The organism is Dyella sp. LX-66 (assembly GCF_018599165.1).
Classification (GTDB): domain Bacteria; phylum Pseudomonadota; class Gammaproteobacteria; order Xanthomonadales; family Rhodanobacteraceae; genus Dyella_D; species Dyella_D marensis.
Genome location: NZ_JAHFVJ010000001.1, coordinates 38,223 through 55,472, shown reverse-complemented (window position 1 = coordinate 55,472; position 17,250 = coordinate 38,223). Strand labels below are relative to the sequence as shown.

The 17,250-nt window shown below is 68.3% G+C and carries 19 protein-coding genes; 8 read left to right on the top strand and 11 right to left on the bottom strand.

All coding sequences use genetic code 11. The annotated features are described in order from the left end of the window. Positions 1–13: 13 nt before the first annotated feature. On the top strand, positions 14–316 hold the full coding sequence (locus KK141_RS00285) for an STAS domain-containing protein (RefSeq protein WP_214569505.1): 303 nt from the start codon (positions 14–16) through the stop codon (positions 314–316). A 144-nt stretch (positions 317–460) separates the two neighbouring features. Here the strand turns inward: KK141_RS00285 and KK141_RS00280 are convergent, their stop codons facing one another. The 4 genes from KK141_RS00280 to KK141_RS00265 form a co-directional block, all read right to left on the bottom strand. Beyond that, positions 461–820: a hypothetical protein gene (locus tag KK141_RS00280; RefSeq protein ID WP_214569504.1), complete on the bottom strand. Its 360-nt coding sequence runs from the start codon at positions 818–820 to the stop codon at positions 461–463. Between the two features lie 198 nt (positions 821–1,018). Next, positions 1,019–1,585 carry an NUDIX hydrolase gene (locus KK141_RS00275; RefSeq protein WP_214569503.1) on the bottom strand — a complete coding sequence of 189 codons (567 nt, stop codon included), beginning with the start codon at positions 1,583–1,585 and terminating at the stop codon, positions 1,019–1,021. A 52-nt stretch (positions 1,586–1,637) separates the two neighbouring features. After that, on the bottom strand, positions 1,638–2,609 hold the full coding sequence (locus tag KK141_RS00270; RefSeq protein ID WP_214569502.1) for a DMT family transporter: 972 nt from the start codon (positions 2,607–2,609) through the stop codon (positions 1,638–1,640). Positions 2,610–2,655: 46 nt separating this feature from the next. Continuing rightward, positions 2,656–3,480 (bottom strand): AraC family transcriptional regulator, encoded by an 825-nt coding sequence (locus tag KK141_RS00265; RefSeq protein ID WP_214569501.1) that lies wholly within the window; start codon positions 3,478–3,480, stop codon positions 2,656–2,658. A 150-nt stretch (positions 3,481–3,630) separates the two neighbouring features. Between KK141_RS00265 and KK141_RS00260 the strand changes: the two genes are divergently transcribed. Both KK141_RS00260 and KK141_RS00255 read left to right on the top strand, forming a co-directional pair. After that, positions 3,631–5,166 carry a catalase gene (locus KK141_RS00260; RefSeq protein ID WP_214569500.1) on the top strand — a complete coding sequence of 512 codons (1,536 nt, stop codon included), beginning with the start codon at positions 3,631–3,633 and terminating at the stop codon, positions 5,164–5,166. A 96-nt stretch (positions 5,167–5,262) separates the two neighbouring features. Next, entirely contained in the window at positions 5,263–5,862 is a 600-nt protein-coding gene (locus KK141_RS00255; RefSeq protein WP_214569499.1) for an ankyrin repeat domain-containing protein, read from the top strand. Between the two features lie 97 nt (positions 5,863–5,959). Here KK141_RS00255 and KK141_RS00250 read toward each other — a convergent pair whose 3' ends face one another. The 3 genes from KK141_RS00250 to cdd all read right to left on the bottom strand — a co-directional run bounded on the left by KK141_RS00250 (position 5,960) and on the right by cdd (position 7,894). Beyond that, complete coding sequence (locus tag KK141_RS00250; RefSeq protein WP_214569498.1) at positions 5,960–6,847, bottom strand: 5'-3' exonuclease H3TH domain-containing protein; 888 nt, start codon at positions 6,845–6,847, stop codon at positions 5,960–5,962. Further along, complete coding sequence (locus tag KK141_RS00245; protein WP_214569497.1) at positions 6,844–7,413, bottom strand: nitroreductase; 570 nt, start codon at positions 7,411–7,413, stop codon at positions 6,844–6,846. Before KK141_RS00245 ends, KK141_RS00250 begins: the two co-directional genes overlap by 4 nt. Before the next feature lie 67 nt (positions 7,414–7,480). Beyond that, positions 7,481–7,894: a cytidine deaminase gene (gene cdd / locus KK141_RS00240; protein ID WP_167256746.1), complete on the bottom strand. Its 414-nt coding sequence runs from the start codon at positions 7,892–7,894 to the stop codon at positions 7,481–7,483. 158 nt (positions 7,895–8,052) lie between these two features. Between cdd and KK141_RS00235 the strand changes: the two genes are divergently transcribed. Continuing rightward, positions 8,053–9,153, top strand: coding sequence for an NAD(P) transhydrogenase subunit alpha (locus KK141_RS00235; RefSeq protein WP_214569496.1), 1,101 nt, complete (start codon positions 8,053–8,055; stop codon positions 9,151–9,153). A gap of 67 nt (positions 9,154–9,220) precedes the next feature. Here KK141_RS00235 and KK141_RS00230 read toward each other — a convergent pair whose 3' ends face one another. The 3 genes from KK141_RS00230 to KK141_RS00220 are packed head-to-tail and all read right to left on the bottom strand — an operon-like array spanning position 9,221 to position 10,740. Continuing rightward, a complete protein-coding gene (locus tag KK141_RS00230; RefSeq protein ID WP_250901459.1) occupies positions 9,221–9,778 on the bottom strand; it encodes a DUF3106 domain-containing protein in 558 nt (185 codons plus the stop codon). Between the two features lie 3 nt (positions 9,779–9,781). Further along, the gene (locus KK141_RS00225) at positions 9,782–10,156 is read right to left on the bottom strand and encodes a hypothetical protein (protein WP_214569495.1); all 375 of its coding nucleotides are present in this window, start codon (positions 10,154–10,156) and stop codon (positions 9,782–9,784) included. Beyond that, positions 10,153–10,740, bottom strand: a complete 588-nt coding sequence (locus tag KK141_RS00220) for an RNA polymerase sigma factor (RefSeq protein ID WP_167256786.1) — start codon at positions 10,738–10,740, stop codon at positions 10,153–10,155. Before KK141_RS00220 ends, KK141_RS00225 begins: the two co-directional genes overlap by 4 nt. Positions 10,741–10,878: 138 nt before the next feature. On the opposite strand from KK141_RS00220, the gene KK141_RS00215 reads away from it, so the two are divergent. Then, positions 10,879–11,184, top strand: coding sequence for an NAD(P) transhydrogenase subunit alpha (locus KK141_RS00215; protein WP_167256750.1), 306 nt, complete (start codon positions 10,879–10,881; stop codon positions 11,182–11,184). Beyond that, the gene (locus KK141_RS00210; RefSeq protein ID WP_214569494.1) at positions 11,184–12,611 is read left to right on the top strand and encodes an NAD(P)(+) transhydrogenase (Re/Si-specific) subunit beta; all 1,428 of its coding nucleotides are present in this window, start codon (positions 11,184–11,186) and stop codon (positions 12,609–12,611) included. Before KK141_RS00215 ends, KK141_RS00210 begins: the two co-directional genes overlap by 1 nt. A gap of 21 nt (positions 12,612–12,632) precedes the next feature. On the opposite strand, the gene KK141_RS00205 is transcribed toward KK141_RS00210, so the two are convergent. Beyond that, entirely contained in the window at positions 12,633–13,064 is a 432-nt protein-coding gene (locus tag KK141_RS00205) for a hypothetical protein (RefSeq protein WP_214569493.1), read from the bottom strand. Between the two features lie 183 nt (positions 13,065–13,247). On the opposite strand from KK141_RS00205, the gene sufT reads away from it, so the two are divergent. Both sufT and KK141_RS00195 read left to right on the top strand, forming a co-directional pair. Then, positions 13,248–13,805 (top strand): putative Fe-S cluster assembly protein SufT, encoded by a 558-nt coding sequence (gene sufT, locus KK141_RS00200; RefSeq protein WP_214569492.1) that lies wholly within the window; start codon positions 13,248–13,250, stop codon positions 13,803–13,805. A gap of 642 nt (positions 13,806–14,447) precedes the next feature. Next, a complete protein-coding gene (locus KK141_RS00195) occupies positions 14,448–17,081 on the top strand; it encodes a protease pro-enzyme activation domain-containing protein (RefSeq protein WP_250901458.1) in 2,634 nt (877 codons plus the stop codon). Positions 17,082–17,250: the final 169 nt, after the last annotated feature.

Sequence of the window (17,250 nt, the reverse complement as noted above, 5' to 3'; positions counted from 1 at the left end):
GGAAAGCATGCCCATGAGCCTGACCATCCATCACGACACCGAGCAAGACTGCCTCACCCTGCAGCTGGGCGAGCGTTTCGACTTCACCGTGCACCGCGACTTCCACGATGCCTGCCTGGGCGGCCGCGCCGCGCGCAGCTATGTGATCGACCTGGGCGAGGTGAACCGCATGGACAGCTCCGCGCTGGGCATGCTGCTGCTGCTGCGCGAGCACGCCGGCGGCGAGCGTTCGGAGATCCGCATCGTCAACGCCGGCAGCGAGCTGCGCGGCACGTTGCGGGTGGCGGGCTTCGACAAATTGTTCGTGCTGCACTGAACGGGTAAACCGGTAGTTGGTGAGCGGGGCGGTCTCTGCCGGGGACCGCCTCTTTTTTTGCTTCAGGTTTCTCCGGGCGCAAAAAAAGGCCCCTTGCGGGGCCTCAAAGAAAAGCAATGGTTTCGGTGGGTTTGCGGTGCCGTATTACCAGGTCTTCACTTCGGAAACGCTGACGGTGTAGTCCTGCATGTCCGATTCGTAGCGGAACAGGCGGCCGAGGTCGAAGGTGACCGACTGGCCCGGGCCGATATTGGCGGTGCCGGCCGGCCAGCCCTGCTTGCTCTGCAGCACCTTGCCGCCGGAGTCCTTGGCTTCGATGCGGATCTGGGCGGCGGCGGCCGAGCCGCAATGGTTGGTCAGCTGGCCGGCAAGGCTCAGGCGCATGCCGGTGCCCGAGCCGGAGGACTTCATCTTGAAGTCCGAGATGGCGAAATCGGTGGCGGCGCAGGCCGCGTGCGAAGCGACGGGGGCCAGCAGCAGGGCGACGACGAGGAAGGTTTTCATGGGCGGGTCCGATCGATGGGAAATCGTTGATAAGGAACGACGTCCTAGAGATCGGCGGGGCCGGATGAAACTTTAGGGCAGCACATGGCGTAGGTTGGGGTGAGCCGCGGGCGAACCCCAACAATGCGCGACGTATGAGGTTCGCCATGTTGGGGTTCGCCTGCGGCTCACCCCAACCTACGCCGGTGGATGGGGCTTTCAGGCCTGGGGCCGGCCGTGTTCGATAAACCACAACCCCGCAAACAGCTTCGGATCGATCGAATACCCCTCCGCCGCCCGCGCGAACAGCCAGGCGCCGGCCTCGCGGCGGGGTACTTCGTGCACCACGATGTTCTCGTTTTCGTCGCCGCCGCCGGGGCCGACCTTGATCAGGTCCCAGGCGCGCACGAAGGCGATCATCTCGGTGCTCATGCCGGAGGAGGACGGGCCTTCGTGGATGAATTCCACGCGGGCGCAGCGGTAGCCGGTTTCTTCTTCCAGCTCGCGCTGCGCGGCGATCAGCGCGCTTTCGCCGTGGTGGCCGGCTTCGTCGCCGATCAGGCCGGCGGGCATCTCGATGGTGTGCTTGAGGATGGCCACGCGGTACTGCTCGACGAACAGCACCTTGTCGTCCGGCGTCACCGCCAGGATGATCACCGCGCCCGCGGGGTTGTTGCGCTCGGCGTATTCCCAGCGGCCGCGCTTGCGCAGGCTGAGCCAGCGGCCTTCGTAGAGCGTTTCCACCGGGGCCTGGGCGTCGTTGGGAAGGCGGTCGGTCGAGTGCATGGGGAGCCCGTCATGGAAGGAAGCCCCGCATGGTGCCGCCCTGGCATGACCGCTACAACCGTTCCGGCTCCAACCCTTCCACGGGCACCGGCTTCACCCGCGTCGCCCACGCCACGCCCATCACCAGCAGGCCGATGCCCAGCAGCGTCTGCGCACCCGGCGGCGTGCCGCGCAGCGCGAACGCATAGCTCAGCGCCGCCAGCGTCTCGAACACGATCAGCTGTCCGGCCAGCGCGGTAGGCAGGCGCTGGCTGGCCTCGTTCCAGCACAGCGTGCCGAGCCAGGAAGCGAACAGGCCGATCGCCGCCATCAGTGCGATGAAGAACAGCGGACGCGGGCCGAACGGCATCGGGAACGGGTTGCCGCTGGCGCCCATCAGCAGCCACAGCAGCGCATAGCCGGTCAGCGCCAGCGGCAGCGTGGCCACGCCCTGCGCGGTGGCCCAGGTGCGCGGGCTGCGGCCAGGGTGGTGGCGCAGCCAGTCGGCGTTGCGCAGCGGATACCAGGTCCAGCAGGCCACGGCGCCGAAGGCGAGCAGGGCGCCGGTGGCATAGCGGCTCAGGTTCGCGCCGGACTGCGCCTGCAATGCGGCCAGCTCGGCCTGGTTGACGCAGGCGATGCCGGCGCCGATCAGCAGCAGCGAAGGTGCCAGCCGCGCCCACGGCAGGCGGCCGTCGCGGCGCGCATTGCGCAGGTTGGCGCTGACCGCGATCACCACCGGCAGGGTGCCGATGATCATGGTCGGCAGCGGGCCGCCGGCGCGCTGGATCGCGCTGGCCAGGCACAGGTAATAGAGCAGGTTGCCCACCGCGGCGAGCTTGAGCGCTTCGATCCAGTCCTCGCGCGCGAGCTGGCGCAGCGCGGCGCGGTCCAGCCAGGCCAGCGGCAGCGCGATCAGGCCGAAGGCCAGATAGCGGCCGACCGATTGCAGCGCGGCCGGGTATTCGGGCACCAGCAGCGGGCCGACGAAGACCAGGCCCCACATCAGGCCGGCGACGAGTGCGTAGAGAGTTCCAGTCCACATGCGGCCAGCTTGCGGGCGCGGCGCGCGGCGGTCTTGTACGAGATTGCTATCGCTGCAGCTGGCGCTGGTAGCGCGCGGGCGTGACGCCGTAGCGGCGCGCGAAGGCGCGGGTCAGGTGCGCCTGATCGGCCAGCCCGGTGGCGGCGGCGACCTGCGCCGGTGCTTCGCCGGAGGTAAGGCGGCGCTTGGCTTCGGACAGCCGGAACGCCATCAGCATCTGCTGTGGCGTGGCGTGGTGGCGCGCCTGGAACTGGCGCAGGAAATGGAAGGGGCTGAGGCCGGCGACGGCGGCCAGCTCTTCCAGGGTGAGGCGTTCGGCCAGATGCTCGCGCAGGTAGTCGATCACCGGCTCGAAGCGCGACAGCGCCTCCGTCCGCAGCGGCTGCGGCGTGCGCGCGTGGCGGCGGAATTCCTGCAGCAGCTGCAGCATCAGGCCGTCGAAGGCCAGTGGCTCGCGTGTCTGCCACAGCGCATCGAGCAGCACGGTGATGCGCCGCGCGCCGTCCGCATCCGCGCGCACCGCGTCGCCGAACCACCAGCCCGCTTCACCGGTGATCGCGTCGACCGCGGACTGCTCGACGTAGACCATGCGGTAGTGCCAGCCGCCTTCGGTCTCGGCGCGGCCGGTGTGCAGCTCGTCGGGATTCATCATCACCAGCGAGTCGGGCGGCGCCAGGTGCTCGGCGCCGCGGTAGCGGAAGCGCTCCACGCCGGATTCGATCGCGCCCAGGCCGAAGCCGTCATGCACGTGCGGCTCGAACGCGTGCCGCACGATGTGCGCGCGATAGAGCTCGATGCCCTCGCGGTGGGAGGGCAGGCGGAACTCCGCGCAATCGCGGAGATGCTCGAATGCGTGAGGGACGCCTTGCACGTGGGTCGGGCTCTGCCGGGAAGATTTGGATATATACGCTCTATCGATTCGTTAGGAAATATCAAATGGGCATATCGATGCGGCTTGCGTAGTCTCGGGCAGGAGAGCTGGCAGTGGGAGAGCGCTGCCAAACCCAAGGATAAGAACCCCATGCCATTCCACCGCTACGTACGCGCTCTGGGCGCGTCGCTGCTAGGCCTTACCCTGCTCGTGGCCCACGCCCATGCGCAGAACACGCTGACCCGCGCCAACGGCGCCCCGGTCGGCGACAACCAGAACTCGCAGACCGCCGGCCCGGCCGGCCCGGCCCTGCTGCAGGACGCGCAACTGGTGGAAAAGCTGCAGCACTTCGGCCGCGAACGCATCCCTGAGCGGGTGGTGCATGCGCGCGGCACCGGCGTGCACGGCAACTTCGTTTCCGCCGGCGATTTCAGCGAACTGACTGCCGCCTCGCTGTTCGCCGCCGCCGGCAAGACCACGCCGGTCTTCGTGCGCTTCTCCACGGTGATCCATCCTTCGGGCTCGCCGGAAACGCTGCGCGACCCGCGCGGCTTCGCCACCAAGTTCTATACCGACCAGGGCAACTGGGATCTGGTGGGCAACAACCTGCCGGTGTTCTTTATCCGCGATGCGATCAAGTTCCCGGACATGGTGCATTCGCTCAAGCCCTCGCCGGTGACCAACCGGCAGGACCCGAACCGCTATTTCGATTTCTTCTCGCACGTGCCCGAAGCCACCCACATGCTGACCTGGGTGTACACCGACAACGGTACGCCGGCCTCGTACCGCACCATGGACGGCTTCGGCGTGCATGCCTTCAAGTTCGTCAACGCCAAGGGCGACGTGCATTACGTGAAGTTCCACTGGAAGAGCCACCAGGGCATCAAGAACCTCAGCGGCAAAGAAGCCGAGGCGATGCAGGGCAAGGACTTCAACAACCTCACGCACGACCTCTACGACGCCATCGCGGCGAAGAACTACCCGCAGTGGGATCTGTACGTGCAGGTGCTGAAGCCCGAGCAGCTGGCCGGCTTCGCCTTCGATCCGCAGGACGCCACCAAGGTCTGGCCGAACGTGCCGGAAACCAAACTGGGCACCATGACGCTCGACCGCGTCCCCGCCAACTTCTTCCAGGAAACCGAGCAGGCCGCGTTCGCGCCGGTGCGCATGGTGCCGGGCATCGAGGCCTCGGAGGACCGCCTGCTGCAAGGCCGCTTGTTCTCGTATGCCGACACGCAGACCTACCGCCTGGGCGTGAACAACCAGCAGCTGCCGATCAACCGTCCGCTGGTTCCGGTGCGCGCATATCACCAGGACGGCGCGATGAATGCCGGCGCCACGGATTCGGACGTCAACTACCAGCCCAGCGAAACCGCCGGTGCCTATGCCGACGATGCGCGCTACAAGGCCAGCCAGCTGCCCTTGAGCGGCACCACGCAGCAGCAGCGCATCGCGCGCAGCATGAACTTCGAGCAGGCCGGCGAGCTGTATCGCAGCCTGTCGCCGCAGCAGAAGAGCAACCTGATCGCGAACCTCGCCGGCGATCTCGGGCAGGTGAAGGACGCCCGCGTACGCGACACCATGCTCAGTTATTTCTACAAGGCCGACGCGGACTACGGCACGCGTATCGCCAAGGCCGTCGGCGCCCAGCCGGCACAGATCGAACGCCTCGCGCGAGCACTGTAAGCACTCTCGCTTGCAGTGGCCGCCGGCCCGGGAGTCACGCTCTCAGCTCCCGGGCCGTGCGGCACCTTTGATGGCTCTATGTCCAGGAGATTCGCGATGAAGCGCGCGCTGTTGCTCGCCTGTCTGTTGCTTGCCGCCTGCGGCTCGCCGCCGCCTCCTGCGGCCACGGCGACTGCCGCCACACCGGAAGCCGCGCGCCGCGTGGAAGCCGAGGCGGAACTGAAAACCTATTTCTTCGAAGCGGCGCGCCAGGGCGACGTGGTGCTGCTGCGCGAGTACGTGAAGTCCGGCTTTCCCGTCGACGTGCGCACGCCACAGGGCTACACGGCCTTGATCCTTGCCGCGTATCACGGCCAGGAAGCGGCCGTGCGCGAACTGATCGCACTCGGCGCCGACGCCTGTGCGCGCGACCACCGCGGCAGCACGGCGACCATGGGCGCGGCGTTCAAGGGCGAGCTCGCGGTGGCGAAGCTGCTGCTGGATCAACCCTGCGCGAAGGCGGACGACCGCAACAGCGACGGGCAGACGGCGGCGATGTATGCGGCGCTGTCGGGCAATGCGCGGCTGCTGGATCTGCTGCGCAAGCGCGGTGCGAATTTCGCCATGAAGGATGCGCAAGGGCGCACCGCCGCTTCCATCGCGCACGAGCAGGGCGCCGACGAGGTGGCGCGTTCGATCGAGCGCGCTGCACATTGACGTAGGTTGGGGTGAGCCGCAGGCGAACCCCAACATCGCGACGTTCCAGCGCCCCGATTGTTGGGGTTCGCCTATGGCTCACCCCAACCTACGCTAGCTACGCCAGCGCTTTCAGGCGCTGCCGCGTCAGCGGGCCGAAACGCAGGCGTTCGCTCAGATCGTCGAGCGCTGCCGCGTTCGCGCCGTTCCAGGCCAGTGCATCCGCCGCCATCGACACCGGCGCATCCAGTGCGATGCGCGTGAGGCGCCGGTACAGCAGCGCGGCGTCCTTGTGCTCGCGCAGTTTCTGCGCGCAGCTGGCGGCGCCGCGGATGCGCAGGAACGGCACTTCGTCCACGCGCTCCAGCAGCGCGTCGAGGCTGCCGAAATGCGAGAGCAGGGCGGCGGCGGTCTTGGCGCCGATGCCGGGCACGCCGGGGATGTTGTCGACCGCGTCGCCGCACAGCGCGAGGTAGTCGGCTACCTGGTGCGGATGCACGCCCAGGCGCTCGTGCACGCCGGCCGGGCCCCAGCGCAGGTTGCGCGCGTAATCCCATTGCTCGTCGTGCTCGCCGAGCAGCTGGCCGAAGTCCTTGTCGGCCGACACGATCACGCTGCGGAAACCATGCGAGCGCAGGCTCCACAGCGAGCTGCCGATCAGGTCGTCGGCTTCGTAGCTGTGGTCGATCAGGGTGACCAGGCCCAGCGCCGCGGTGATTTCGCGGCACAGCACGAACTGGTGTTCCAGGTCCGGCGGCGGCAGTTCGCGGTTGGCCTTGTAGGCCGGGTAGATGGCGTTGCGGAACGAGGTGGTGAGCGAGGCGTCGAACGCCACCGCGATATGTTCGGGCTTCGTGCGTTCGAGCAGTTCGCACAGGAAACGGGTGAAGCCGTGCACCGCGTTGACCGGGTGGCCTTCCGTGTCGGTGAACTCGTCCGGCATGGAATGCCAGGCGCGGAACACGTACAGGCTTCCGTCGACCAGATGGGCCGAAGGCGCGCTCATGCCTGCCACGTGCTGAGCAGGTCGTCGAGCGCGGGGCGGTCGCGGTCCGGCACGTCCAGTTGCAGCGTGCCCAGGTGCACGAAGCCGGTGATGTGTTCGTGCGCGGCCAGGCCGAGCATGCCGGCGACTTGTTCGTCGTAGGCGGCCCAGCCGGTCAGCCACTGCGCGCCCAGGCCCAGCTGCGAGGCGCCCAGCAGCAGGTTGTAGGCGACGCAGCCGGCGCTGAGGCGTTGTTCGATCTCGGGCACCTTGCTGCCGGCGTCGATGCGCGCGACCACCACGATCACCAGCGGCGCATAGGTGTAGCGGCGGCGTTCTTTCTCGCGCTTGGAATCGGGCAGGTCCGGATCGCGCGTTTCGGCCAGTGCGGCCAGGCGCTCGCCGAAGCGCAGCTTGTCGTCGCCGCGCAGCTCGATCAGGCGGAACGGCACCAGCTTGCCGTGGTCCGGTACGCGGATGGCCGCCTCCAGCAGGGCGCGCAGCGTGGCCGCGTCGGGCGCCGGTTCGCCCAGCTGGGCGGTGGGCGCGGAGTGGCGTTGCAGCAGCGGCTGGAGCGGGGAGGACATGCGGGATTCCTGCAAAAGCAAAGCGTCCATGCTAACCGCCGGCGACTCGGGAGGCGACTCGCGTTCGCTAGGCGGTGAGCGGCAGGCGGAACGAGCCGGGCAGCAGCTCCTTCACCGTGGTTTCCTGCAGCTTGCCGTGCAGGTTGGCCAGCAGCACGGGCATCGACTGGTCGCACAGCTCGTCCATCACCTGGCGGCAAGCGCCGCAGGGGCTGATCGGGCCTTCGGTGTCGCCGATCACCGCGAGGCGGACGAAATCGCCCGGCTTGCAGCCGGCGGCAATGGCGGTGAACAGCGCGGTGCGCTCGGCGCAGTTGCACAGGCCGTAGGAGGCGTTTTCCACATTGCAGCCGAGGAAATGGCGGCCGTCGCGGGTAAGCAGCGCGGCGCCGACCAGGAAGCGGGAATACGGGGCATAGGCGCGCTCGCGGGCTTCGCGGGCGAGTTCGACCAGGGGATCGGTCACGGGTTGCACAGGCATCGGGATCTCCGGATGGGACCCCCGCGGCAGGCCGGCGCACGGGCGCCGGGTGAACGGCGGTGGGCCAGTCTGCGCCATCCGGCGGCCGAGGGGCAAGCGCGCGCCACCCGCGAGGCCGCTCGCGTAAGATGCGCTGACCTTTCCGCAGGGGATGCACGATGCCGATCACCGTGGCCGCATTGCGAGAGACCGCCGCCGGCGAACGCCGCGTGGCGATCACGCCCGAAGTGGCGAAGAAGCTGCGCGGCAAGGGCCTGCGCGTCCTGCTGGAGCGGGATGCAGGGGCGTCGGCCGGGTTTCCCGATGCGAGCTATGCGGACGTCGATTTCGCCGACGCCTCCACCGTGCTGGCCCAGGCCGACCTGCTGGCCTGCGTGCTGCCGCCGGACGATGCGGTGTGGAGCGGCCTGCGCGAAGGCACCCTGGTGGTCGGCCAGTTGCGGCCCTACGGCGCGGCCTCGCGCATCGCGGCGCTCGGCGCGCGCAAGCTGACCTCGTTCGCGCTGGAACTGCTGCCGCGCACCACGCGTGCGCAGGCGATGGACGTGCTCAGCTCGCAGGCGGCGGTGGCCGGTTATCGCGCCATGCTGATCGCAGCGGAAGCGGCGCCGAAATTCTTTCCCATGCTCACCACCGCCGCCGGCACCATCCGTCCCTCGCGCGTGCTGGTGATCGGCGCCGGCGTGGCCGGCCTGCAGGCGATCGCCACGGCGCGTCGCCTGGGTGCGCAGATCGAGGGCTACGACGTGCGCCCGGAAACGCGCGAGCAGGTGGAATCGCTGGGTGCGAAGTTTCTCGATCTCGGTGTGAGCGCCGCCGGCAGCGGCGGCTATGCGCGCGAGCTGTCGGCGGAAGAGCGCGCAGCGCAGCAGCAGGCGCTGGCCGATCATCTGAAATCGGTCGACGTGATCGTCACCACCGCCGCCGTGCCCGGGCGTCCCGCGCCGAAGATTCTTTCCGCCGCGATGGTGCAGGGCATGAAGCCGGGCGCGCTGATCGTGGACCTCGCTGCGGAAGGGGGCGGCAACTGCGAGCTGACCCGTCCGGGCGAACGGGTGGAGCAGGGCGGCGTGGTGGTGCTCGGTCCGCTCAACCTGCCGGCGGGCGCGCCGCTGCATGCGTCGGAGATGTATGCGCGCAACGTCTACAACTTCGTCGAGCTGCTGGTGAAGGACGGCGCGCTGGCGCCGGACTTCGGCGACGAGCTGGTGGCGAAGAGCTGCGTGACGCAGGCCGGCGAGGTGCGTTTCAACGGATGAGCGCCGCGATCGGCGCGACAAAAAAAGCCCCGCTCGCGCGGGGCTTTTTTTGTCAGTGCTTGTTTTATCAGTGCTTGGGCCCGTGCGGCGGCGGTCCGAAGCCGCCCATCGGCCGTGGCATGCCCGGCGGCGGCGGGCGGTGCGGCGGGATGCCGTGTTCCTGGCGGAACTGGTGCATCAGCTGCTGGCGCTGTTCCTGCGGCAATTGCTGGTAGCGCTTGAAGGCGTCGTGCAGCTGGGCGCGCTGGTCGGGGCTGAGCTGCTGGAACTTGCGCATGTTCTCGCGCGCCTGGTCGCGCTGCTGCGGCGTCATCTGCTGCCACTGCTCGATGCGCTGGCGGATCTCCTGGCGCTTGTCCGGCGGCAGGGTGCTCCACTGGTGCACGCGGTCGAGCATGCGCGCCTGGCGGTCCGGCGGCGTGCTGTTCCATTCGTTGCGCAGCGGGCCGAGCATCTCGCGCTCGGAGGGCGAGAGGCTGTCCCACGAACGCGGCGCGGGCGGCGGGCCATGCGGCCCGCCGGGCGGAGGCGGCGGCAGGCCCTGCTGCGCCCAGGCGGGCGCGGCGAGGCTGCCGAAGAGCAGTGCGGCAAGCAGCAGGAAGCGGGCGATACGGCCTGGATGCATGGATCAGCGGCTCGCCTGGCTGGCGTCGTTGGTGGCCAGCCAATCGTAGAAGTCCAGGTTTTGCATCAGCGACGGATCGGTATTGCTCAGGTCCGGCGGCAGGTCGCCGTCGGCTTCCACCGTCTGCGCGGCGCCGGCGGGCGGCATCGGCACGCTGTCGCGCGGCGAGAACACCATCAGCGCGGCCACGGCGATGGCGGCGAAGGCGCCGGCCGGTACCAGCATGCGGGCGAAGCGTTCGTGCGCCGGCGCGGCCGCGGTGGCCAGCGCCTCGCGGCGGGCGGCGCGCAGCTTGCCGGCGGTGGCCGGGTCGATCTGCCGGCTGGCCTCGCGGTACAGCGCGCGGGCGCGGCGTTCCAGGTTGTCGGGCGCATTCATCGCCAGTCCTCCAATTGGTCGCGCAGGTTGTGCATCGCGCGCGACAGATGGGTTTTCACGCTTCCTTCGGAGCAGCCCATGGCCTGGGCCGTCTCCGCTACGTCCAATCCTTCGAGCACGCGCAGCATGAAGGCTTCCTGCTGGCGCCGCGGCAGCTTGCGCACGGCGGCGGCCATGTCTTCATAAGACTGCGCGTCCTGCAGCCGGTCCAGCGGTCCGGGGCCGTTATCGGCCGGTTCCCATGCCGGCAGCTCGTCGCCGTCGTCGTCGCGGCCTCCGCCCAGCCAGCCGACCACGATGGAGCGCACCTTGCGGCGGCGCTGCAGGTCCACGATGCGGCGGCGCAGGATGCCCCAGAACAGCGGGGTCCATTCCTGCGCGGGCTTGTCGCGGTAGTTGCGGACCAGGCGCAGCATCGCGTCCTGCACCGCGTCCATGGCGTCCTCGCGGTGGCCCAGGCTCATCTCGGCCAGGCGGAACGCGCGGCGTTCCACTTGGGCCAGGAAGGCATCCAGCGAGGTCGGGACTGCCTGGACGTCATTGGCCAGCAGTTCCGCTTCGAGCGTGGAGACGGCGCTGTTCATGGCGCTGTCGTCCGGTTCGTCGGATCGGACATCGGCAGACTCCATCGGTTCGACTCCCCGCCTCAACGCGGCACGCTCGCACGGGTTGACCCGCAACCGTATGATGCGCCGACAACCGCAGGCAGGCAGGGAGGGGTCATGATCGACGGGTTCCTGGCGCTTTACATCTTCATGCTGGCCGCGTTCACCGGCTACGAGATCATCGCGAGAGTGCCGGTGATCCTGCACACCCCGCTGATGTCCGGTTCGAATTTCGTGCACGGCATTGTGCTGGTAGGCGCCATGGTCGCGCTAGGGCATGCGCAGACATCGTTTGAACTTGCGATCGGCTTCATCGGCGTGCTGCTGGGCGCCGGCAACGCGGCCGGCGGCTATGTAGTGACCGAGCGCATGCTGGAGATGTTCAAGACCAGCAAGTCCGCCGGCGGCAAGGAGGCCAAGTGATGGCCTGGCTGCCGACCCTGATCAAGGCCTGCTATTTCCTGGCCGCCCTGCTGTTCATCCTGGGCCTGAAGCGCATGAGTTCGCCGCGCACCGCGCGCGGCGGCATCGTGTGGGCGGGAGTCGGCATGCTGGTGGCGGTGCTCGCCACCTTCGCGCTGCCGGACATGCACAACCGCACGCTGATCCTGGTGGCCGTGCTGCTGGGCGTGTCGGCCGCGTGGTGGTCGGGCCGCCGCGTGGCGATGACGGCGATGCCGCAGATGGTGGCGCTGTACAACGGCATGGGCGGCGGCGCGGCGGCGGCGATCGGCGCGGTCGAACTGATCGGTTACGCCAGCCGCAGCATCACCCTGCTGGACGGCGGCCGCTTCAGCGCCGACGGCGCCGCGCCGGGCACGGCGCAGCTGGTGCTGGCGGTGCTGGGCGCGCTGATCGGCGCGGTGAGTTTTTCCGGTTCGCTGATCGCCTTCGCCAAGCTGCAGGGCTGGCTGGACCGGCGCTTCGTGTTTCCCGGCCAGCGCACGGTGAACATGCTGGTGCTGGCCGCCGCGGTGGCGCTGGGCGTGGCGCTGGCCTGCGGGCAATTGGGTTTCGCGCTGATCGCCGCGTTCTTCGTGCTGGCCCTGCTGTTCGGCCTGATGATGACCTTGCCGATCGGCGGCGCCGACATGCCGGTGGTGATCTCGCTCTATAACGCCTTCACCGGCCTGGCCGTGGCCTTCGAAGGCTTCGTGCTGCAGAACGAGGCGATGATCATCGCCGGCACCGTGGTCGGCGCGGCGGGCACCTTGCTCACCCAGCTGATGGCCAAGGCGATGAACCGCTCGCTGGGCAACGTGCTGTTCGGCAGCTTCGGCGCGGGTGGTGGGGCGGCGCAGGCGATCGACGGCGCGCAGAAGCCGATCGAGCCGGCCGACGCGGCGGTGATGATGGCCTACGCCGAGCGCGTGGTGATCGTGCCCGGCTATGGCATGGCCGTGGCGCAGGCGCAGCACAAGGTGTGGGAATTCGCCCAGCTGCTGATCGCGCGCGGGGTGAAGGTGAAGTTCGCCATCCACCCGGTGGCGGGGCGTATGCCCGGGCATATGAACGTGCTGCTGGCGGAAGCTGGCGTGCCCTACGACCTGATCGCCGACATGGACGACATCAACCCGGAATTCCCGGCCACCGACGTGGCCCTGGTGATCGGTGCCAACGACGTGGTCAACCCGCTGGCCAAGACCGACCCGGCCTCGCCGATCTACGGCATGCCGATCCTGGACGTGGCGAACGCGCGCCAGGTGATCGTGGTCAAGCGCGGCAAGGGCACCGGCTTCGCCGGCATCGAGAACGCGCTGTTCTACGCCGACAACGCCCGCATGCTGTACGGCGACGGCCAGGCGGCCGCGGGCCAGCTGGTGGCCGAGCTGAAGACGCTGGATACCTGAGTCCGGCTTGCCGGCGCGGGCTCAGGCCCGCTTCGGCACCGTCTTCCAGGCCACCCAGGCCGACAGCGCGATACCCAGGGCGAACCACACCAGGTCCAGGCCGGCGAGGTTCAGCCACACCAGGTCGGTCAGCAGCCCGACGCCGGCGGTCTTGATGGCGTCGACCAGGCCCAGCCCCATCAGGCCGGCCACGCGCGCCGCGGCGGTGAGCAGGCATACATAGGCGCAGGAAAGCGCGGTGGCCAGGGCGGCCAGCACGGCGGCGCCGCGCGGTTCGGGGCGGACCCAGCCGCGGATCAGGCGGCCCAGCAGCCAGCCGATCAGCAGGGCCAGCCAGGGCATCACCCGCGAAAAGAACAGGGTCGGCAGCATCCAGACCGCGCCGAAGGCCAGGCCCAGCATCACCGCGCTGACCAGGGCGAAAAGCAGCGAAAACAGCGCGCGCGCGCTCATAGGGGGCGGTGACCGGTAAGCGGGGCTGGCACGTGCGGCTCTTCCCTGAGGGTGAAAGCCCCGAATCATAGCGCGGCCGCATCTTGAGATCGGCTCCCGGCGGCCTGATCTGGGTCAGCGGGCGGCATAATAGGCAGCTTGGCCCGGCCTTGAGCCCGGGTTTTCGACTTTTTCAGGATCGGCATGAGCGGTTTCAGTCTTAGCAGCGAACCTTTCACCCTGGAGCGCGATTGCGACGCCGTGATGGTGCCGCAGGGAGAAACGGTCAACCTGCCGGCCGGGCAGGTCGGCTACATCACCCAGGCGCTCGGCGGCAGCTTCACCGTGTACGTGGAGGGCAACCTGTTCCGCGTTGCCGGCAAGGACGCGGACGCCCTGGGCAAGGAGCCGCCCCCGCCGATCGAGCTGCCCGACGACGCCACCGACGCCGACGTGGAAAAACTGGTGTGGCAGCAGCTGCGCACCGTGTTCGACCCGGAGATCCCGGTGAACGTGGTGGAGCTTGGCCTGGTCTACGACGTCAGCCTCGACGCGGTCGAAGGCGGCGGCCGCAAGGTCTACGTGAAGATGACCCTGACCGCCCCGGGCTGCGGCATGGGCGACATCCTGATCGACGACGCCCGCACCAAGCTGGAGCTGATCCCCACGGTGAAGGAAGCCGACGTCGACCTGGTGTTCGACCCGCCGTGGAATCATTCGATGATGTCGGAGATCGCCAAGCTCGAAACCGGCATGCTCTGACGCACTGCGCTAGGAAAAAGACCTAGGAAAAAAGCGCCCCTTGCGGCGCTTTTTTTGTGGGTCGCGACACGTTTCGCGCGACCAATTCCTGCCTTCGGAAACCGCCCGATAGTCGCGGCTGCAACCATTATTCAGCATTCGTTTATCCATGACGGAAGTCATGCTTGCGGCTGCTTCGTTTCAAACGCAAGAAATCGAGGCGACCATATCGTCATACCGTGCGGGCATGACTTGTCGCCATCACGCATGCGCGTGCAACGCGTGTATGCGCAGGGTCGCGCCGCGCCGCGGCATCGTAAAAAGTTGCTGACGCGAAGGTGTCGGAAATCACTTATTTCCAGGGGTTTTGCGCGCATTGACGAAATCGTGCGCCGCCCCTTAGCGTCAATGAATCCGTCGGCGGGGAGGTTGACGGGTGATGCGTGAGCACAACCGCGGGGCAGCGGTTCGCTCCATAGCAACGCAGAGAGTCAGGCGCGTCTGGGTCAGGAGCGACCAGGGGACAGCGGGCCGGGCGTACACAGGATGGCTGGGCAATCACACACACCAAAGGCGCCGCACCCAAGCGCGGCATTTCCATCATGGGGCCGACCGGCCGCATCGGGTCCGTTCGTGCCTGAAAAATGTCTGGGGAGTCACGGAATGAGCAGTCTGAATCACTCGTGGGGCATGACCAACAAGCTGTATCGCAAGGCTCTTCTGCCGGCCGCCGTTTCACTGGCGATGCTGGCCGGTTCGGCGCAGGCCGCCGACAGCTGGGTCAGCACCAAGACCCATCCGGCGATCGACCGCGCCGGCGCCGGCGTTTCGACCCTTTCCACCGCCGGCAGCGCCGCGCAGTGGACCATCCGCATGCGCGGCAATCCCACCGTGGACAACGCGCTGGTCACCCCGCTGGAGCAGAGCAAGCCGCTGCACATCGCGGTCAGCCTGAAGCTGCGCAACGCCGACCAGCTGCAGCAGTTCCTGCACGAGCTGGCCACGCCGGGCAGCGCGCACTACGGCAAGTACCTCACGCCTGAGCAGTTCAAGGCGGCCTATGCGCCGACCGAGCAGCAGGTGCAGGCGGTGATCGCGCATCTGCGCGCCGCCGGCTTCAACAACGTCACCGTGTCGCCGAACAACCTGCTGGTCGAGGCCGACGGCAATGCCGGCCACGTGCAGGCCGCGTTCCGCACCACCATGAAGACCTTCCAGTTCCGCGGCCGCCAGCGCGTGGCCAATGACGGCGAAGTGCAGGTGCCGTCCTCGCTCGCCGACACCGTCGACGCGGTGCTGGGCCTGCAGGACGTCAGCGTCAAGCACACCATGCACCACGTGCTGAAGCAGCTGACCCCGGCCGAGATCCACCCGAACGCGACCAATGCCACCGTCGCCAGCCACAACCCGAAGGACTTCCCGGCGATCTACGACGTCGGCAGCGTGCCGGCGGCGACCAACACCACGGTCGGCATCGTCACCTGGGGCGCGACCACCACCACCATCAACGACCTCAACACCTTCACCAGCAACGCCGGCCTGCCGACCACCACCACGCAGACGGTGAAAGTGGGCACCGCCGCGCTGTGGGACGACACCGATGGCGACGGCGAGTGGAACCTCGACAGCCAGACCATCGTCGGCACCACCGGCGGCGTGCAGAAGCTGATCTTCTACACGGCGGCCAACGGCACCAACAACGCCTCGCTGACCGACGCCGGCATCACCGCCGCCTACAACAAGGCCGTGACCGACAACGTGGCCAAGGTGGTCAACGTGTCGCTGGGCGAAGACGAGACCGCCGCGCACAACGCCGGCACCCAGCAGGCCGACGACAACGTGTTCCAGCAGGCTGTCGCGCAGGGCCAGACCTTCTCGATCTCCTCCGGCGACGAAGGCGTGTACGAGTCGCAGGGCGGCGTGCTGACCAACTCTTCGGGCACCGTCACGGCCGACCTCACCGCCTACTCGGTGAGCGAGCCGGCGGCTTCGCCGTACGTGGTCGCGGTGGGCGGCACCACGCTGTCGACCAACGGCACCACCTGGGCCGGCGAGACGGTGTGGAACGAAGGCCTGGCCAACGTCAGCTCCACCGACACGCGCAAGCGCCTGTGGGCCACCGGCGGCGGCGTCAGCTCGTTCGAGACCGCGCCGACCTGGCAGACCGCAGCGCTCGGTTCCTCGGTGACCAAGCGCGTGCTGCCCGACGTCGCCTTCGATGCGGCGCAGTCCAGCGGCGCGCAGATCGTCTACCAGGGCAGCGTGTACGCCATCGGCGGCACCAGCCTGGCCTCGCCGATCTTCGTCGGCGTGTGGGCGCGCCTGCAGTCGAACAACAACAACTCGCTGCCGTTCCCGACCTCGAAGTTCTACGGCGACTTCCCGAACCACCCCGAGCTGCTGCATGACGTGACCTCGGGCAACAACGGCTACAGCGGCCACGGCTACAACGCCGCGGCGGGCTGGGACTACACCACCGGCTTCGGCAGCCTGGACATCTCCAAGGTCAACGCCTTCGCGGCGGCGAACTGGGCTTCCGGCGGCACCCCCACCGGCGGCACGCCCACGGCCAACTTCAGCTTCACCACCAGCGGCCTGACCGCCAACTTCACCGACAGCTCCACCGACGCCGGCGGCACCCTCTCGGCGCATTCGTGGACCTTCGGCGACGGCGGCACCTCGACCGCGACCAGCCCCAGCCACACCTACGCGGCGGCCGGCACCTACACCGTCACCGAGACGGTGACCGACAGCGTCAACGGGCACACCAGCTCGAAGAATTCGTCGGTGACCGTGTCCAGCGGCGGCGGCGGTGGTTCCAGCCAGCTGCTCGGCAACCCGGGCTTCGAGACCGGCACGGCCTCGCCGTGGTCGATCAGCTCCGGCGCGCTGTGCAGCAACTCCAGCTGCAGCGGCCAGACCGCCCACGGCGGCACCTGGTTCACCTGGCTGGACGGCTATGGCAGCAGCCATACCGACACCGTCTCGCAGAGCGTGGCCATCCCGGCCGGCAAGACCTCGGCTTCGCTGACGTTCTACCTGCACATCGACACGGCCGAGACCACCACCTCGACCGCGTACGACAAGCTCAACGTGCAGGTGCTCAACAGCAGCGGCACCGTGCTGAAGACGCTGGCGACGTACTCGAACCTCAACAAGGCTTCGGGCTACTCGCTGAAGACGTTCGACCTGAGCGCGTACATCGGCCAGACCGTGACCATCAAGTTCACGGGCACCGAAGACAGCTCGCTGCAGACCTCGTTCGTGCTGGACGACGTCAACCTCAACGTGCAGTGAGAAAAATGAAACGGGCCCGGTCGCAAGACCGGGCCCGTTTCTTTTTCCACGTAGGTTGGGGTGAGCCGGAGGCGACTGCGAAGGCAGGATGCCGTAGCGAACATCCGCGTAGCGGATGGCCCAAAGGGCTGGCTGCTGATGCAGCCAGTAACCCCAACAGACCTACGAT

What these genes read in the sequence shown, in the direction of transcription:
- KK141_RS00285 (WP_214569505.1), top strand. Translation starts at nt 14, where the DNA reads ATGAGCCTGACCATCCATCACGACACCGAGCAAGACTGCCTCACCCTG.
- KK141_RS00280 (WP_214569504.1), bottom strand. Translation starts at nt 820, where the DNA reads ATGAAAACCTTCCTCGTCGTCGCCCTGCTGCTGGCCCCCGTCGCTTCG.
- KK141_RS00275 (WP_214569503.1), bottom strand. Translation starts at nt 1,585, where the DNA reads ATGCACTCGACCGACCGCCTTCCCAACGACGCCCAGGCCCCGGTGGAA.
- KK141_RS00270 (WP_214569502.1), bottom strand. Translation starts at nt 2,609, where the DNA reads ATGTGGACTGGAACTCTCTACGCACTCGTCGCCGGCCTGATGTGGGGC.
- KK141_RS00260 (WP_214569500.1), top strand. Translation starts at nt 3,631, where the DNA reads ATGCCATTCCACCGCTACGTACGCGCTCTGGGCGCGTCGCTGCTAGGC.
- KK141_RS00255 (WP_214569499.1), top strand. Translation starts at nt 5,263, where the DNA reads ATGAAGCGCGCGCTGTTGCTCGCCTGTCTGTTGCTTGCCGCCTGCGGC.
- KK141_RS00250 (WP_214569498.1), bottom strand. Translation starts at nt 6,847, where the DNA reads ATGAGCGCGCCTTCGGCCCATCTGGTCGACGGAAGCCTGTACGTGTTC.
- KK141_RS00245 (WP_214569497.1), bottom strand. Translation starts at nt 7,413, where the DNA reads ATGTCCTCCCCGCTCCAGCCGCTGCTGCAACGCCACTCCGCGCCCACC.
- cdd (WP_167256746.1), bottom strand. Translation starts at nt 7,894, where the DNA reads ATGCCTGTGCAACCCGTGACCGATCCCCTGGTCGAACTCGCCCGCGAA.
- KK141_RS00235 (WP_214569496.1), top strand. Translation starts at nt 8,053, where the DNA reads ATGCCGATCACCGTGGCCGCATTGCGAGAGACCGCCGCCGGCGAACGC.
- KK141_RS00230 (WP_250901459.1), bottom strand. Translation starts at nt 9,778, where the DNA reads ATGCATCCAGGCCGTATCGCCCGCTTCCTGCTGCTTGCCGCACTGCTC.
- KK141_RS00225 (WP_214569495.1), bottom strand. Translation starts at nt 10,156, where the DNA reads ATGAATGCGCCCGACAACCTGGAACGCCGCGCCCGCGCGCTGTACCGC.
- KK141_RS00220 (WP_167256786.1), bottom strand. Translation starts at nt 10,740, where the DNA reads ATGAACAGCGCCGTCTCCACGCTCGAAGCGGAACTGCTGGCCAATGAC.
- KK141_RS00215 (WP_167256750.1), top strand. Translation starts at nt 10,879, where the DNA reads ATGATCGACGGGTTCCTGGCGCTTTACATCTTCATGCTGGCCGCGTTC.
- KK141_RS00210 (WP_214569494.1), top strand. Translation starts at nt 11,184, where the DNA reads ATGGCCTGGCTGCCGACCCTGATCAAGGCCTGCTATTTCCTGGCCGCC.
- KK141_RS00205 (WP_214569493.1), bottom strand. Translation starts at nt 13,064, where the DNA reads ATGAGCGCGCGCGCGCTGTTTTCGCTGCTTTTCGCCCTGGTCAGCGCG.
- sufT (WP_214569492.1), top strand. Translation starts at nt 13,248, where the DNA reads ATGAGCGGTTTCAGTCTTAGCAGCGAACCTTTCACCCTGGAGCGCGAT.
- KK141_RS00195 (WP_250901458.1), top strand. Translation starts at nt 14,448, where the DNA reads ATGAGCAGTCTGAATCACTCGTGGGGCATGACCAACAAGCTGTATCGC.